This window comes from Peptoclostridium acidaminophilum DSM 3953 (assembly GCF_000597865.1).
GTDB lineage: Bacteria > Bacillota > Clostridia > Peptostreptococcales > Peptostreptococcaceae > Peptoclostridium_A > Peptoclostridium_A acidaminophilum.
In genome coordinates this window covers 1,510,083-1,524,795 of sequence record NZ_CP007452.1, presented here as the reverse complement: position 1 = coordinate 1,524,795, position 14,713 = coordinate 1,510,083, and the positions used below count along the sequence as shown (strand labels likewise).

The following is a 14,713-nucleotide window of genomic DNA, read 5'->3' as shown; positions in this document are numbered from 1 at the left end:
GTATTGAAAATAGTAACAAATCAATATGGGGGAGGTTGTTGTCAATGACATATATTTCAAGCTCTGATCAAACAACGGATTTAGCCATTACTATATATAATGATGGATTCGGAATGGTAAAGGAAAAACGGAAAATAAATATTGATGAAAACGAGAACATGCTTCAATTTCAGGATGTTGCTCGAAAGATAGAAACAGACTCTCTTATTGTCGAATTTATCGATATTGAGGAATTCAACTATGATTATGACTTAGTCAGCAGGGAGAAGCTTTTGGAAAAATATATGGATAGAATAGTATATCTATATGACAAGGATGAAAAAATAAAGACCGAATGCAGACTTCTAAGCACAGAGGGTGGAATTGCACTTGAGAATGCTGAAACAAAGGAAATTTTGCTTAATCCAGTTGGAGAGATTGTTTTGCCTGAACTTCCTGGAGGATTAATAGTTAAACCGGCGCTGATATGGAAAATAAGTCCTTTAAAATCAAAAGAGGTAAAGGTTTCGTATTTGACAAAGGGACTATCATGGATTGCTAATTATGTAATAGAAATGAAGGAAAAATCATTGAATATGGTTGGTTGGGTAAACATTTCCAATAACTCAGGAGCTTCATTCCAAAATGCAAAAATTAAGCTTATTGCCGGTGATGTTAATAGATGCGAAAAAAAATCACATAGTGAATTTTCTGGGATTATGAGTTGTGATGAAAAAGTGTCCAACAGTTTCTCAAAAAAATCATTTTGTGAATATCATGCATATTCATTGCAGAATCCTACAGCACTAGAAGATAACCAAGACAAGCAAATCAGTTTTATCAACTGCATGGATGTTTCGTATGAGAGGTATTACTCTTATGATTTTGATTGTTATGAAGATGAAGTTAAAGTCATTATTGAGATAGAAAACAAAGCAGAGAAAGGATTAGGAATACCTCTGCCAAAAGGTATAATAAAGGCCTATAAAGAAGATGATGAAGATGGCAGCCTTGAATTTGTGGGTGAGGATGCCATAGAACATATTCATCAAGGAGATATTATGAAATTGTATATAGGAAATGCTTTTAATATCAAATGCAAAAAAAAAGTAATAGAGCATAAAAAGGTAAATGGCTTTGAGCATTACAGGGAACAATTCATAATTTCGAATTATAAAGATGAGGAAATAATTCTTCATGTTAATAAATATATGGATGCAGATAAAAGCTGGGAAATAATTGCTACAACAGAGGAATATATTAAAATTACTGTTGATCATATTAAATTCATAGTAAATATTCTGCCGAATAGTGAAAAGGTGATTGATTTCAAATACAGAGTTGACAATAGTTTTCATATTGAAGTTGATAATAAATAAAAAAGCTGTAACAGGCTCGTTATTTAAGGGTATACATGTAAAAACAGCGAGATTTAATTGCATGCGGAAATTGTTTTGGATGACAGGGGAAGATATCTTATTTAGGAGTGATTGCAATGCGAAGAATAATGTTGACGATATTAATAAGCTTTTTTTTCTTTGCACTCCATATTGTTTATGCAGAAAGCCAAGATATATATGTGGATATCAATGGAGAAAAGATTGTTTTTGAGGTTAAGCCTGTCATTGATAGGGGAAGAGTTCTAGTCCCTATAAGGGCAATCGTTGAGAAAATGGGGATGGCTGTTACGTGGAATGATGCTGTTAAAGAAATAAGCGCAGTTAAGAATGACACTCAAATTAAAATGCAAATTAACAGCAACAGGGCAATGGTTAATGGAAAAGAAATCGAATTGGATGTCCCTCCTAAAATAGTAAATGGAATAACTATAGTACCTGTGCGGTTTATAAGTGAAATCACAGGAGCCACCGTTTACTGGAATGAAGATAATAGAACAGTTTATATTTCTTTTGAAAATAAGATGACTGCTGCTGCGGTAAAGAAAAATGGAAAATGGTTTTATATAGACAAGAAAGGGAATGCTGTAAACGAGCTGGAATTTAACGCTGTAAGTAGTTTTTCGGAAGGTCTGGCTGCGGTGGAAATTGGTGGTAGATGGGGATTCATAGACGGTGAATGCAATATTGTTATTGAACCTCAGTATGATTTTGTACAAGACTTCGAGGGAGGCGTGGCACGAGTAGAGCTGGAAGGAAAGCAAGGATATATAGACCGGATGGGGAACAGAATAATTGAGCCCCGATACGATTATATAGGCTATTTCAGTGACGGACTTGCAACTGTACGAATTGGGGAAGCCTATGGCTATATAGATAAGAGGGGCGAGGTTGTGATTGAGCCTCGATTCGGTTATCCGAGCGTATTTTCGGAGGGTTTAGCTGGAATGAATGCTAACGGCAAATACGGCTATATAGACAAGACGGGCAGCTTTGTCATAGAACCGCGATTTGACGGGATAAGCACATTTAGCGAAGGGATGGCTAGGGTGGTAATCGGAGATGAGTGGGGCTATATAGATAAGGAAGGCGATGTAGTAATAGAAGCCCGATATGAATATGCGCGGGATTTTTCTGAAGGTTTAGCGATGGTGCGCTATGATGGTAAATGGGGCTATATAGACAGAACGGGAGACTTTGTAGTAGAACCGCTATTTGAGGGACTGAGTTTCTTTCATGAGGGCTTGGCGGCTGCAAAGATTGATGGCGAGTGGGGCTATATAGATGATGAAGGAGATTTTGCTGTTGAACCTCAATTTGACAGCCTGAGTTTTATAAAAGAAGGCCTGGCGGCAGCGAAGATTGATGGCAAGTGGGGCTATGTAGATAGCGACGGGGATATTGTCATTGAGCCTCAGTTTGATGATGTGGATCTTTTTCAGGAAGGTCTGGCGGCAGTAAAGATTGATGACGAGTGGGGCTATATAGACAGCGATGGAGACTTTGTCATTGAGCCTATATTTGAACATGTAGTAGGGCGTTTCGAAAACCTGGAATAGCAGAAGGGGTGAAAGCCATGAGGATGGCAATTGTAACATTGATAGTTTGTATATTATGCTCGGCTTGCACTCTTATTCATTTTGAAAATGGAAACACAGATGTGATACTAGATAAAAAAGAAGAAGCCCTGGCTGCGGTAAAGAAAAATGGAAAATGGTTTTATATAGACAAGAAAGGGAATGCTGTAAACGAGCTGGAATTTAACGCTGTAAGTAGTTTTTCGGAAGGTCTGGCTGCGGTGGAAATTGGTGGTAGATGGGGATTCATAGACGGTGAATGCAATATTGTTATTGAACCTCAGTATGATTTTGTACAAGACTTCGAGGGAGGCGTGGCACGAGTAGAGCTGGAAGGAAAGCAAGGATATATAGACCGGATGGGGAACAGAATAATTGAGCCCCGATACGATTATATAGGCTATTTCAGTGACGGACTTGCAACTGTACGAATTGGGGAAGCCTATGGCTATATAGATAAGAGGGGCGAGGTTGTGATTGAGCCTCGATTCGGTTATCCGAGCGTATTTTCGGAGGGTTTAGCTGGAATGAATGCTAACGGCAAATATGGCTATATAGACAAGACAGGCAGCTTTGTCATAGAACCGCGATTTGATGGGATAAGCACATTTAGCGAAGGGATGGCTAGGGTGGTAATCGGAGATGAGTGGGGCTATATAGACAAGGAAGGCGATGTAGTAATAGAAGCCCGATATGAATATGCGCGGGATTTTTCTGAAGGTTTAGCGATGGTGTACTATGATGGCAAATGGGGCTATATAGACAGAACGGGAGACTTTGTAATAGAGCCGCTATTTGAGGGACTGAGTTTTTTCCATGAGGGCTTGGCGGCTGCAAAGATAGATGGCGAGTGGGGCTATATAGATGATGAAGGAGATTTTACTGTCGAACCTCAATTTGACAGCCTGAGTTTTATAAAAGAAGGCCTGGCGGCAGCGAAGATTGATGGCAAGTGGGGCTATGTAGATAGCGACGGGGATATTGTCATTGAGCCTCAGTTTGATGATGTGGATCTTTTTCAGGAAGGTCTGGCAGCAGTAAAGATTGATGACGAGTGGGGCTATATAGACAGTGATGGAGATTTTGTCATTGAGCCTAGATTTGAACATGTAGTAGGGCGTTTCGAAGGACAGCCAAATGAGGAAAAAAATAAATTGCAAAACACCACTCTTTAGGAGTGGTGTTTTGCAATTCTATAGGGATCCTAGGAGGATCAAGATGCTGAAAGAGGAATGTGTTTACAGCAATAAAGGAGGCCTCAGGATTTGTGGATAAGAAGCTTGGCGTAAAGCTGTACGATTATGAAAACTACGCACCTGTGTGCAGTTTCAAAGCCAAGAACAAGGAATGCACCGGTTTGGCATGCCCATACTTCAAATCAAAAAAATAATCTAACACATCCTAGCAATTATATATTATAATATTTCTACATTCACTGTTCTAAAAGGGGAAATGTATTATGAGCAAGGGATATGAGATTGTTAACAACGCCTTGGAGTTTGCTTCAAAGGCTCATTCGAATCAGTTCAGAAAAGGGACGAACATACCGTACATAGTGCATCCTGTAGAGGTAGCAATGATACTCCAGGAAAATGGAGCCTCAAGCAGTGTCATAGCTGCGGGTCTGCTTCATGACGTGCTCGAGGATACGGATGTTAGTGTTTCAAAGCTTCATGACAAATTCGGAGCTAAAATATGCGAAACCGTGATTGGTGCATCTGAAATTCTAGAAGACAGGATGAGCATACCATGGGAGACAAGGAAAATGCACACAATCAATTTCCTCAAGACAGCACACAGGGATATTCAGCTGGTGTCATGCGCCGACAAGCTCAGCAATTCAAGGAGCATGCTGAAAAATCATGTTGAAAAGGGTATGGATTTTTGGAGCATATTCAACGCTGATTTTGAGAGCCAGGCATGGTATTACAGGGAGCTTGTGAAAAGCCTTCAGGATCTTAGCGGCTCCAAAATGTACAGCGAATTTGTAGTGACGGTAGATCAGCTGTTTGGACTGTCTGATGGTATAGCAAAATGATTTAATCAAAAGAACTCATATGTAGTTATATATAAATAAAAAGCCGGCTTAGCCGGCTTTTTTAGTAGATGCAATTCAGTTTAAAGAGACATTTTGCTAACTGATACGCTTTCAATTTTACCAAGCTCATCTTCTAGCTTTTTGATTTCGTCTGCCTTGTCCTCGAAGAACTCAAGAAGCACGAGTCCTATTGAGCTGCAAGCGTTGGCAACTTCAGGAGCTGCGTGGAGTCCAAGTCTTGTCTTTATTATGCAGCCATGCTCTGTAAGAAGCTTTTGAACCTTTAGAGCATCCTCTTCCCTGTGTCCAATCTTTATTCCCATAATTACTGTTTCAGCCATATTAGAAACCTCCCTTTATATTTTATACTTAGACAGTTTCACTTTAATAATATACCCAATAAAATTAACAATTAAATCACAATTTTTCTGGAAATATAAAAAAACCCGCCCTAGGCGGGTTAAACTACGTCCTTATCCAAATAGCTGTAAGACATGGGTATTATGTATGTTTTCACCGTATCGGGCATGCCGCTGGTAATTTTAAGTGCCATGTCGCTTTTTACTGATTCTTCATTTGATTCACCGAGCACAATGGCGTTAATATCGTTGTCACTGACAAATTTTTTTATAGTTTCGGCAACATGTTTAGAGTGAAGTATACTCATTTGGGCATCGTATTTCTTTGAAACGTCAAACAGATGTTGTATTACTTCGCAATTTGCCAGTGATAAATCTTTTCCGGTTATGTGGAGCACATAGAGCTCCCCTTCTGGGCCTGCAATTTTATAGCCGCTTTTGATAAGTCTTTCGGATGTTTTTTGTTTTGTAACACAAACCATGACCTTTTTAGTCATATCGAATACTCCTTTTAAGTTATAGTTGGATTTGGATCGCCTGCAACATATTAAGCTGCATTTGCATTGATAAAAATGTATCCAAGTATATCATAACACAATTTGTACATAAAAAGTACACACTATATATATAACCGGGGTAATATAAATTAAACAGAAACAGCCATTGATAATAATTATATTTTGATTGAATTTGCTGATCGAATTAAAGGGTATAATTAATGTGTTGAGTTTTATTGACTTTTTGATTGCTTTTTAAAGGAGAATTTCATGAGGAGATACAGCTATCTGGAGCACATATGCGATATCAGGCTGAAGGTAGAAGCTGACAGCATGGAGGAGCTTTTCAAGGCGGCGCTCGATGGTATGAACAGCATAATAGCGGGCGGGGCCGCAGAAGGCTTGCCGGAATCATTTGAAAGGCGGATTTGCGTCGAATCTATGGACTATACGTGCCTGCTTGTTGATTTTCTATCCGAGGTGCTGTTGCTGACTCACTCGCACTACAACATATTCAGCAGGATTGAAATAGAAAGCCTCAGCAGTTCAAGGCTGGAAGCTGTGCTGCACGGGAGAAGGGTCGAGGAGTTTGACGAGGATATTAAGGCGGTGACATACCATGAGGCAGAGGTTGTTAAAAACAGTCAAGGGAATTACGAAAGTGTAATAGTATTTGACATATAGGGAAAGGAGTGTTCGGGTTTGATAAAAATAACCGACATGAAGAAAAAAGCCCCTTACATGTGGGAGATAGATAAGAGTTTCCGAAGTGACATGAACGTCCCCGCAAGGATATTCGCCACAAGGGAGATGCTCGATGACGTCTTAAAGGACAGATCCATAGAGCAGCTTGTCAATGTTGCCACTCTGAGAGGAATACAAAGCGCGGCAATAGTAATGCCTGACGTGCATGAAGGGTACGGATTTCCAATAGGTGGCGTAGCGGCTACTCTGTGGCCGAGCGGCGTCATTTCCCCCGGAGGCATAGGCTACGACATCAACTGCGGTGTCAGGCTTGTCAAGTCGCAGCTGGAGCTAAGCGACATCAAAAGCAGGATAAAGCTCCTCGGAGCAGCCATCTATACATCGATACCCTCCGGAGTCGGCAAGGGTGGAGACATACTGCTCTCGGAAGCTAAGCTGGACGAGGTGCTTAGGCACGGAGCCCAAAAGATGGTTCAAAAGGGATATGGCTTTGAAGCGGACATAGACCACACCGAGTCCCGCGGCTGCCTGGAAAATGCCGATCCGGCAATGGTATCGCATCAAGCCAAGAAAAGAGGAGAAGACCAGCTTGGGACAATGGGCGCAGGCAATCACTTTGTCGAGGTGGGTGTGGTTGAAGAGATATATGACGAGGAATGCGCAAATGCTTACGGATTGTTTGAAAATCAGATTACTGTGCTTATACACACGGGCTCGAGAGGATTGGGGCATCAGGTAGCCACTGACTATATCAAAATCATGATGGGTAAAATGAGGGATTACGGCATAGTCGTTCCGGACAGGGAGCTGGCTTGCGCTCCGTTTGACTCGCCGGAGGGCCAGAAATATTTTGCTGCAATGGCGGCCGCTGCAAATTTTGCCTGGGCAAACAGGCAGGCCATAATGCACGGTGTAAGGCTGGCGTGGAGGGATATATTTGGAGGAAAGCTTGAAGACCTCGAGTTGCTTTACGACGTGGCGCACAATATTGCAAAAATAGAGACACACATTATAGACGGGAAGCTCCAAAAGGTGATTGTCCACAGAAAAGGCGCTACCAGGGCGTTCGGCCCGGGCAATCCTGAGGTACCAAAGGACTACAGGGATGTAGGTCAGCCTGTCATAATCCCAGGAAGCATGGGTACGTCGTCATTTGTGCTTGCGGGTGCAAACAGGAGCATGGAGCTGTCTTTCGGTTCGTCCTGCCACGGGGCTGGGCGCCAGATGTCGAGAAGCGAGGCCAAGAGGAGAGTCGACGCGACAAGCATAATAAATGAGCTCGAGCACAGGGGCATACACGTTCAGGCCGGTTCGCTAAAGGGGATTGCAGAAGAGGCTCCCCAGGCGTACAAGGACGTGGAAAGTGTAGTAAATGTGGTGCACGAGGCCGGCATAGCAAAGAAAGTAGCAAAACTAAGGCCGCTTATGGTCATAAAGGGATAGATATTAATTATGATTAAAATAACCAGAATTGAACGAAAAAAATATTCAAAGGGCGTGTGGTCTCTGTATTCAGACGAAGAGCACATAGCCGATCTGCACGAGGATGTCTTAGTGCAAAATGGTATAAATATAGGCAAGACTCTTAGCAAGGAGGATATCGACGGCCTTTTCAAGGATGAGGAACGGGCGAAAGCCATGGATTCAGCCTTGAGGCAGCTCTCATACAGGATGAAGAGCGAAAAGGAGCTTAAGGATTCGCTCGGCCGAAAGGGATACAGCGCGGAGCTTGTAGAAGACGTCATGAGCGAGCTCAAGAAGAGGGGTTACGTGGATGATCAGGGTTTTGCCAGAATGTATGCGCAGAGTCTCTTGAGCTCCAAGAAGGACGGGAGCAGGGCTGTGAAAATGAAGCTCTCCCAGAAGGGCATAAGCAGGGAAGTCACACAGAGCGTTGTCGAAGAGCTGACTAGTGATGAAAAGGAATATGAGGCTGCTTTGGAGCTTGCAATGAAAAAGCTAAGGGGAAGCTACAAAAACGACGAGCCCGACGCAATATTCAGAAAGCTCGGGGGATTTCTTTCGAGGAAAGGCTATTCGTATGAAATAGTGATGAAGGTGCTCAGAAAAGTCACAAAAAAAGAGACTGACTAACAAAATTATCTTAAGGCAAATAAAGACGGCGAGCGAGGAATTATTTATTCCCCGTCTCGCCGATTTGCGTTTCCTTTGATGCTTCAAGGGCATGAGCTTGCGCCTTGAGGCGTTCTATTTCTATCTGATAGTTCTTGTTTTCTTCTTCAAGCGTTCTAACCTGTTTCTCGAGCACTGACACAGAGCCTTTGATTTCCCTGGATTTCATGCTTGACTTGAATTTTCCAAACAGGCTCATTGTGTATGTTACCAGAGCGCCGAAGGCCGCCGAAATCAATATAACAACAGATTGCGAAAGCTCGTATCTGGCCCACAAAACCCTTATGGTTACTATTTCAGAATTCAAAACCGCGAAAAGAGCTACAAACACTGCGAACACGAGCGAAAATATGAACCATATTTGCATAATATCACTCCCTTTTATATTAAATGGAATTCTATGCTTGTTATATACCCATTATGCGGTTTTGATATCTATTTTGTTAGCTTTTGTGGAACTAGAGTCCGAGTGATTTTTTCACGACATCCTTCATTTCTTCTTTTTTGCATGTAGTCTTGTGAACGATCTTCAGTTTTTCTATTCCATCCAGACCTCTTGGTATCCTCACACCCGTTTTTTCAGACAGGCTGTACATCAGCTTGAACTCGTCAGCCTCGCCGCCGGATTCGCCTATGGCGTTTGCAACGCTCATTGTGAACTTGAAAGGGCTGGCTGTTGAAGCTATAACCGTGTATGTCGAGTCGCCCGTTGATGCCTTGTAGTCGGAGTATACCTTGTAGGCTATTGCCGTATGCGTATCCATTAGGTAGTTGCATTCCCTGTAGACATTGTTTATGGTTTCTAATGTCTCGTCTTCTGACGCGCAGCCACCGTATATGAAATCAAGATTCGACTTGATTTCAGGGTCTATGGAGTACACGCCTTCGCTGCCCAGCTTGTCCATGAAGGCCTTGACCTTGGCTTCGCTGCCGCCGCTCATGTGGTAGAGCATCCTTTCTAGGTTGCTTGAAACGAGTATGTCCATTGACGGAGAATTTGTCTTTATAAGAGGCCTGTTTCTGTCATAAGTTCCGCTTGTAAGGAAGTCTGTAAGCACGTTGTTTTCGTTTGACGCACATATGAGCTTGTTCACAGGTATGCCCATTTGCATTGCGTAATATGCGGCAAGGATGTTGCCGAAGTTGCCTGTTGGCACTACGAAGTTTATTTTGTCGCCCTTCGACAGCTTGCCGTTTTTGAGGAGCTCAAGGTACGAATGCACGTAGTATACTATTTGAGGCACAAGTCTGCCAATGTTTATTGAGTTGGCCGAAGACAGCATGTAGCCATGCCCTGAAAGATACGAGCCCAGCTCCTTGTCGGCGAATATTTTCTTGACGCCTGTCTGGGCGTCGTCGAAGTTGCCCTCTATTCCGAATACAAAGGTATTGTCTTCGCTTTGAGTAACCATTTGCATCTTCTGTATGCTGCTTACGCCGTCACTTGGGAAAAACACTATTATCTTTGTGCCGGGCACGCCTGCAAATCCAGCAAGAGCAGCTTTTCCGGTATCTCCGGAGGTTGCAGTTAGTATTACAACCTCTTTTTCGAGTTCGAGCTGCTTTATTGAGCTTGTCATCAGATATGGCAGCAAGGAAAGCGCCATGTCCTTGAAGGCTGCGGTAGGCCCGTGATAGAGTTCAAGAAAGCTTACGCCGCAGCTTTCGACTAGGCTCACCCTTGAATCCGAGTCGAACTTGTCGTCATACGCGCTGTCTATGCAGCTCCTTAGATTTTCAATCTCCGGGAAATATTTGCCTATTATGTAGCAGGCAAGCTCATTGTAGCTGTAGTCTTTGAGTGTTTCAAAGTCAACATCAATGCCAGGTATGTGATCCGGTACGAAAAGCCCGCCGTCATTAGCTATCCCCTTTACTATGGCAAGAGGGCAGCTTATTCCGCTTTCCCCGCCGCGAGTGCTCTTGTAGAATATGTTCATTTTCGCCACCCCGTTTTTTTATATGATTTTATTATTTTGTTTATTGATATTTACAACATATAATATACTGATTTCAGATTGCGCACAAGTGTTTTCGCACAAAATATAGCAAAGCAATGTAAAAAATATTGACATGAGACAAAAACGCAATTATACTAGGATAAATAAAAATTAATACTAATAACCAATTCTTATCAAGAGCGGCGGAGGGACAGGCCCTGTGAAGCCCGGCAACAACCAGCATAGCTGGAAATGTGCTAATTCCTGCAGTGTTTATTTTACTGGAAGATGAGAAAGTGGTTTTATGCATAGACACAGTGAATCCGCCGTCTTGGAGGAACATTGATTGGTTAGTGTATAAAAGCCATTTCTGACTTTCGGAATTGGCTTTTTTTTATTGCCTGTTTTTAATGCAGGCTTCCTGGGGGACAATCAAAAAAATAAAAAATATATGTAAACAATTAAAGGAGATGTATGAGATGCCAATAATAATACCAGAAGGGCTTCCGGCGCAAAAAATACTGGAAGAGGAAAATGTGTTTGTAATGAACGAACAGAGGGCATATACACAGGATATAAGGCCTCTTAGAATAGCAGTTCTAAACCTTATGCCTACAAAAATTCAGACTGAAACACAGTTTGTGAGACTTCTCAGCAACAGTCCGATTCAGGTGGAGCTTACGCTTTTGCATCCTGAGAGCCATGAATCCAAGAATACCTCAAGGGAGCATCTTGACGCGTTCTACCACACATTCGATGAAATAAAAGATCAAAGGTTTGACGGAATGATAATAACGGGCGCGCCCATAGAGCATCTGGATTATGAGGAAGTGACATACTGGGAAGAGCTAAAGCAGATAATGGATTATTCAAAGCGCAATGTGACTTCGACTCTCCACATATGCTGGGGCGCACAGGCAGGGCTGTACCATCACTATGGAGTTCCTAAGTACCCTCTTGAAAAAAAGATGTTTGGCGTATTTGAGCATGTTATCAGCGACGGAAGCAGCAGGCTTACAAGGGGATTTGACGATGAGTTCTATGTGCCGCAGTCAAGGCATACAGAGGTTAGAAGGGAGGACATCGAGAATGTAGAAGGCTTGAAAATCTTAAGCGAGTCGCCTGATTCGGGTGTTTATATTGTCGAAAGCAGGGACAACAAGCAGATATTCGTAACAGGCCATTCGGAATATGATCCTTGTACGTTAAAAGGAGAGTATGACAGAGATGTTGCCAAGGGACTTGAAATCGAGATTCCAAGAAATTACTTCAAGGACAACAATCCGTCAAATCAGCCGGTTGTCAGGTGGAGGTCGCATGCCAACCTGCTGTTTTCCAACTGGCTAAACTATTACGTGTATCAGGAAACACCATATGTACTTTAAAAATACGTTGATTTCAAGGTTTTTTTGAAAATTGGCCTTTACAAAAGAGATAAATGTGATAAAATGTGCCTATAGTAAAAACAAGTGTACGCGAAATAAAAACAACAAATTGGAATTGTGTTTAGGGGGATATTCATGAAGGAGATTATAGTACAAAAATACGGCGGATCCTCGGTTGGGGACATAGAAAAAATAAAAAACGTAGCCAGAAGAGTCATTGAGACGAAAAACAAGGGCTTCGACGTGATTGTGACGGTTTCGGCAATGGGGGACACTACGGACGAGCTTATCGAAAAGGCCTTGATGATATCGCAAAACCCTTCAAGCAGAGAAATGGACATGCTGCTTTCCACAGGGGAGCAGGTATCTGTGGCGCTTCTAGCTATGGCTATCCAGTCTATGGGACACGATGTCGTTTCGCTTACAGGGGCGCAGTGCGGAATAATAACCGATTCCAAGCACAAGAAAGCCAGAATAAACAACATAGACACAAAGAGGCTTCAAAAGGAGCTTTCCGAAGGAAGGATAATAATAGTCGCAGGCTTCCAGGGAATAAATGAAAACCAGGATATAACTACTCTTGGCAGAGGCGGGTCTGATACTACCGCAGTGGCGATTGCAGCGGCTCTTGGCGCAGCCAAGTGCGAAATATATACGGATGTGGAGGGCGTTTATACGGCCGATCCAAGAAAGGTGCCATCAGCCAGGCTGATGAAGAGAATATCATATGATGAGATGCTTGAGCTAGCTGAGCTGGGGGCAGGCGTGCTCCATCCAAGGTCCGTGGAGCTTGCACGCAAGTTCAACGTACCGCTTGTAGTAAGATCAAGCTTTGCAGACAGCGAAGGAACTGAAATAGTCAACATGGACCAGATTGAAAGGGTGGCCGTCAGGGGTATATCCCTCGATGACGATATAGCCAAGGTATCTGTGCTCGAAGTGCCCGACAGGCCGGGGATAGCTTTCAAGCTCTTCTCAATGCTCTCGCTCAATAACATCAATGTGGACATGATAATACAAAATGTCAATAGGCTTTCTGTAAACGACATATCTTTCACCATAAAAAAGGATGACATGGCAGATTTCCTGAAAATATCGGAGACAATAAAAGAGACAATCGGCGCGGAAAAGGTGACTTATGACGACTCGGTGGCCAAGCTTTCAATTGTGGGAGCGGGGCTTGCCGGAAGCACGGAAGTCATGTCCAAGTTCTTCGAAGCGCTCTATGAGCTTGGTATAAACATACAGATGATAAGTACTTCTTCGATAAAGATTTCTTGCATAATAGATAGAGATAACGCTGAAAAGGGTATGGCCAAGCTGCACGAAAAATTCCAGCTAGGCTAAGCTAAAGCGGCTTATACAATAAAAAGGATAAGGGGCAGATAAGATGGAGAGCATAAAGATAGGGCTATTGGGATTTGGAACAGTTGGTTCAGGAGTTTACAGTATACTAGAGGACAATAAGGACAAGATAGAATCTCACATACAAAAAAAACTCGAGATAAAAAAGATACTCGTCAGGGACATAGGCAAGCAAAGAAATGTGGACGTGCCTAAAGCGCTGTTTACTACTGACGCCGCAGATGTGATAAATGATCCAGAGATAGGCATAATTGTGGAGCTAATGGGCGGAATAGAGACTGCAGGTGGGTATATAAAGGCTGCGATTGCAAACAAGAAGCATATAGTAACTGCAAACAAGGCGCTCATAGCAACGCAAGGCGATGAAATATACAAACTGGCCTGTGAAAACGGGGTCGAACTTAGGTATGAAGCCAGTGTAGGAGGCGGAATACCAATAATAAACACTCTGACTCAAAGTCTGTCCGCAAACAACGTAGACGAGGTGTGCGGAATAATAAACGGCACTACAAACTTCATCCTGACTCAGATGGACGAGCAGGGAATGGAGTTTGAAGAAGCGCTGAAACTTGCGCAGGACCGCGGTTTTGCAGAAGCCGACCCGACTTCCGACATTGAGGGAGAGGACGTGGCTTTCAAGCTGGCGATACTCATTGAGGTAGCATTTGGAATAAAGCTTTCTCCGTACGATATTCCAAGGGAAGGAATAACCAAAATATCCAAAAGGGACATAGAATTTGCAAGGGAATTGGGCTACAAGATAAAGCTTGTAGCTGCGGCAAGGAGAAAAGGAAACAGCCTTGAGTACCATGTGCAGCCATCATTCCTGCCTTTGGCAAATCCGCTGGCTTCTGTGAACAATGAGTTCAACGCGGTGCTCGTAAGGGGTAACGCCGTTGGAGAGCTTCTCCTGTACGGCAAGGGAGCAGGCTCGACTCCTACAGGAAGCGCTGTGCTTGGCGATATACTGGAGATATCAAAGATAATGGGAACAGACTACAAGGCCGGGGCTCCGCTTAGGAACGAGAACAAGGGATTCCAGCTGGAGGGCGAGGGCGTATCCGCTTACTACGTGCATATGAGCGCTAAAGACAAGCCGGGGGTTCTGGGAAGAATAACTTCCGCATTTGGCAGGTATGAGGTAAGCCTAAGGTCCGTGATACAAAGGTCAAGGGCAGAAGACACAGTGCCTCTTGTTTTCATAACGCATGAGACTGAAAGAGCAAGGCTTGATTCGGCATTGAAGGAAATAGAGCTCAGCAACGACGTATCAAAAATTGAAAGCGTACTCAGAGTTGAAAAAAAATAAGCTTATTTTAAACCGCATGGCATCATGCG

Annotated in this window: 15 protein-coding genes and 1 riboswitch; of the genes, 11 read left to right on the top strand and 4 right to left on the bottom strand. The window is 43.0% G+C overall.

Annotated features, from left to right (window positions below):
* Positions 1 to 44: 44 nt before the first annotated feature.
* From EAL2_RS07620 to EAL2_RS07605, 5 genes are all read left to right on the top strand, one after another.
* A complete protein-coding gene (locus tag EAL2_RS07620; RefSeq protein WP_025435807.1) occupies positions 45 to 1,358 on the top strand; it encodes a DUF4139 domain-containing protein in 1,314 nt (437 codons plus the stop codon).
* Positions 1,359 to 1,474: 116 nt separating this feature from the next.
* Positions 1,475 to 2,935 (top strand): WG repeat-containing protein, encoded by a 1,461-nt coding sequence (locus EAL2_RS07615; protein WP_025435806.1) that lies wholly within the window; start codon positions 1,475 to 1,477, stop codon positions 2,933 to 2,935.
* Between the two features lie 17 nt (positions 2,936 to 2,952).
* A complete protein-coding gene (locus EAL2_RS07610) occupies positions 2,953 to 4,128 on the top strand; it encodes a WG repeat-containing protein (RefSeq protein ID WP_025435805.1) in 1,176 nt (391 codons plus the stop codon).
* A 59-nt stretch (positions 4,129 to 4,187) separates the two neighbouring features.
* Positions 4,188 to 4,343: a DUF5714 domain-containing protein gene (locus EAL2_RS15720; protein ID WP_278246850.1), complete on the top strand. Its 156-nt coding sequence runs from the start codon at positions 4,188 to 4,190 to the stop codon at positions 4,341 to 4,343.
* Positions 4,344 to 4,412: 69 nt separating this feature from the next.
* Complete coding sequence (locus EAL2_RS07605) at positions 4,413 to 4,991, top strand: HD domain-containing protein (RefSeq protein WP_025435804.1); 579 nt, start codon at positions 4,413 to 4,415, stop codon at positions 4,989 to 4,991.
* Positions 4,992 to 5,071: 80 nt separating this feature from the next.
* Here the strand turns inward: EAL2_RS07605 and EAL2_RS07600 are convergent, their stop codons facing one another.
* Positions 5,072 to 5,332 (bottom strand): hypothetical protein, encoded by a 261-nt coding sequence (locus tag EAL2_RS07600; protein WP_025435803.1) that lies wholly within the window; start codon positions 5,330 to 5,332, stop codon positions 5,072 to 5,074.
* Between the two features lie 119 nt (positions 5,333 to 5,451).
* A complete protein-coding gene (locus EAL2_RS07595; RefSeq protein ID WP_025435802.1) occupies positions 5,452 to 5,847 on the bottom strand; it encodes an adenine nucleotide alpha hydrolase family protein in 396 nt (131 codons plus the stop codon).
* A gap of 270 nt (positions 5,848 to 6,117) precedes the next feature.
* On the opposite strand from EAL2_RS07595, the gene EAL2_RS07590 reads away from it, so the two are divergent.
* The 3 genes from EAL2_RS07590 to EAL2_RS07580 are packed head-to-tail and all read left to right on the top strand — an operon-like array spanning position 6,118 to position 8,646.
* Positions 6,118 to 6,531: an archease gene (locus EAL2_RS07590; RefSeq protein WP_025435801.1), complete on the top strand. Its 414-nt coding sequence runs from the start codon at positions 6,118 to 6,120 to the stop codon at positions 6,529 to 6,531.
* Between the two features lie 18 nt (positions 6,532 to 6,549).
* Positions 6,550 to 7,995, top strand: a complete 1,446-nt coding sequence (locus tag EAL2_RS07585) for an RtcB family protein (protein WP_025435800.1) — start codon at positions 6,550 to 6,552, stop codon at positions 7,993 to 7,995.
* 9 nt (positions 7,996 to 8,004) lie between these two features.
* Positions 8,005 to 8,646, top strand: a complete 642-nt coding sequence (locus EAL2_RS07580; RefSeq protein ID WP_025435799.1) for a regulatory protein RecX — start codon at positions 8,005 to 8,007, stop codon at positions 8,644 to 8,646.
* 40 nt (positions 8,647 to 8,686) lie between these two features.
* Here the strand turns inward: EAL2_RS07580 and EAL2_RS14795 are convergent, their stop codons facing one another.
* A complete protein-coding gene (locus EAL2_RS14795) occupies positions 8,687 to 9,052 on the bottom strand; it encodes a LapA family protein (protein WP_025435798.1) in 366 nt (121 codons plus the stop codon).
* A 91-nt stretch (positions 9,053 to 9,143) separates the two neighbouring features.
* Positions 9,144 to 10,625: a threonine synthase gene (gene thrC / locus EAL2_RS07570; protein ID WP_096325242.1), complete on the bottom strand. Its 1,482-nt coding sequence runs from the start codon at positions 10,623 to 10,625 to the stop codon at positions 9,144 to 9,146.
* A 188-nt stretch (positions 10,626 to 10,813) separates the two neighbouring features.
* Positions 10,814 to 10,920, top strand: a riboswitch (SAM riboswitch).
* Between the two features lie 184 nt (positions 10,921 to 11,104).
* On the opposite strand from thrC, the gene metA reads away from it, so the two are divergent.
* The 3 genes from metA to EAL2_RS07555 all read left to right on the top strand — a co-directional run bounded on the left by metA (position 11,105) and on the right by EAL2_RS07555 (position 14,684).
* Positions 11,105 to 12,010 carry a homoserine O-acetyltransferase MetA gene (metA, locus tag EAL2_RS07565; RefSeq protein ID WP_025435796.1) on the top strand — a complete coding sequence of 302 codons (906 nt, stop codon included), beginning with the start codon at positions 11,105 to 11,107 and terminating at the stop codon, positions 12,008 to 12,010.
* Positions 12,011 to 12,145: 135 nt separating this feature from the next.
* Positions 12,146 to 13,357: an aspartate kinase gene (locus tag EAL2_RS07560; RefSeq protein WP_025435795.1), complete on the top strand. Its 1,212-nt coding sequence runs from the start codon at positions 12,146 to 12,148 to the stop codon at positions 13,355 to 13,357.
* Between the two features lie 43 nt (positions 13,358 to 13,400).
* On the top strand, positions 13,401 to 14,684 hold the full coding sequence (locus tag EAL2_RS07555; protein ID WP_025435794.1) for a homoserine dehydrogenase: 1,284 nt from the start codon (positions 13,401 to 13,403) through the stop codon (positions 14,682 to 14,684).
* Positions 14,685 to 14,713: the final 29 nt, after the last annotated feature.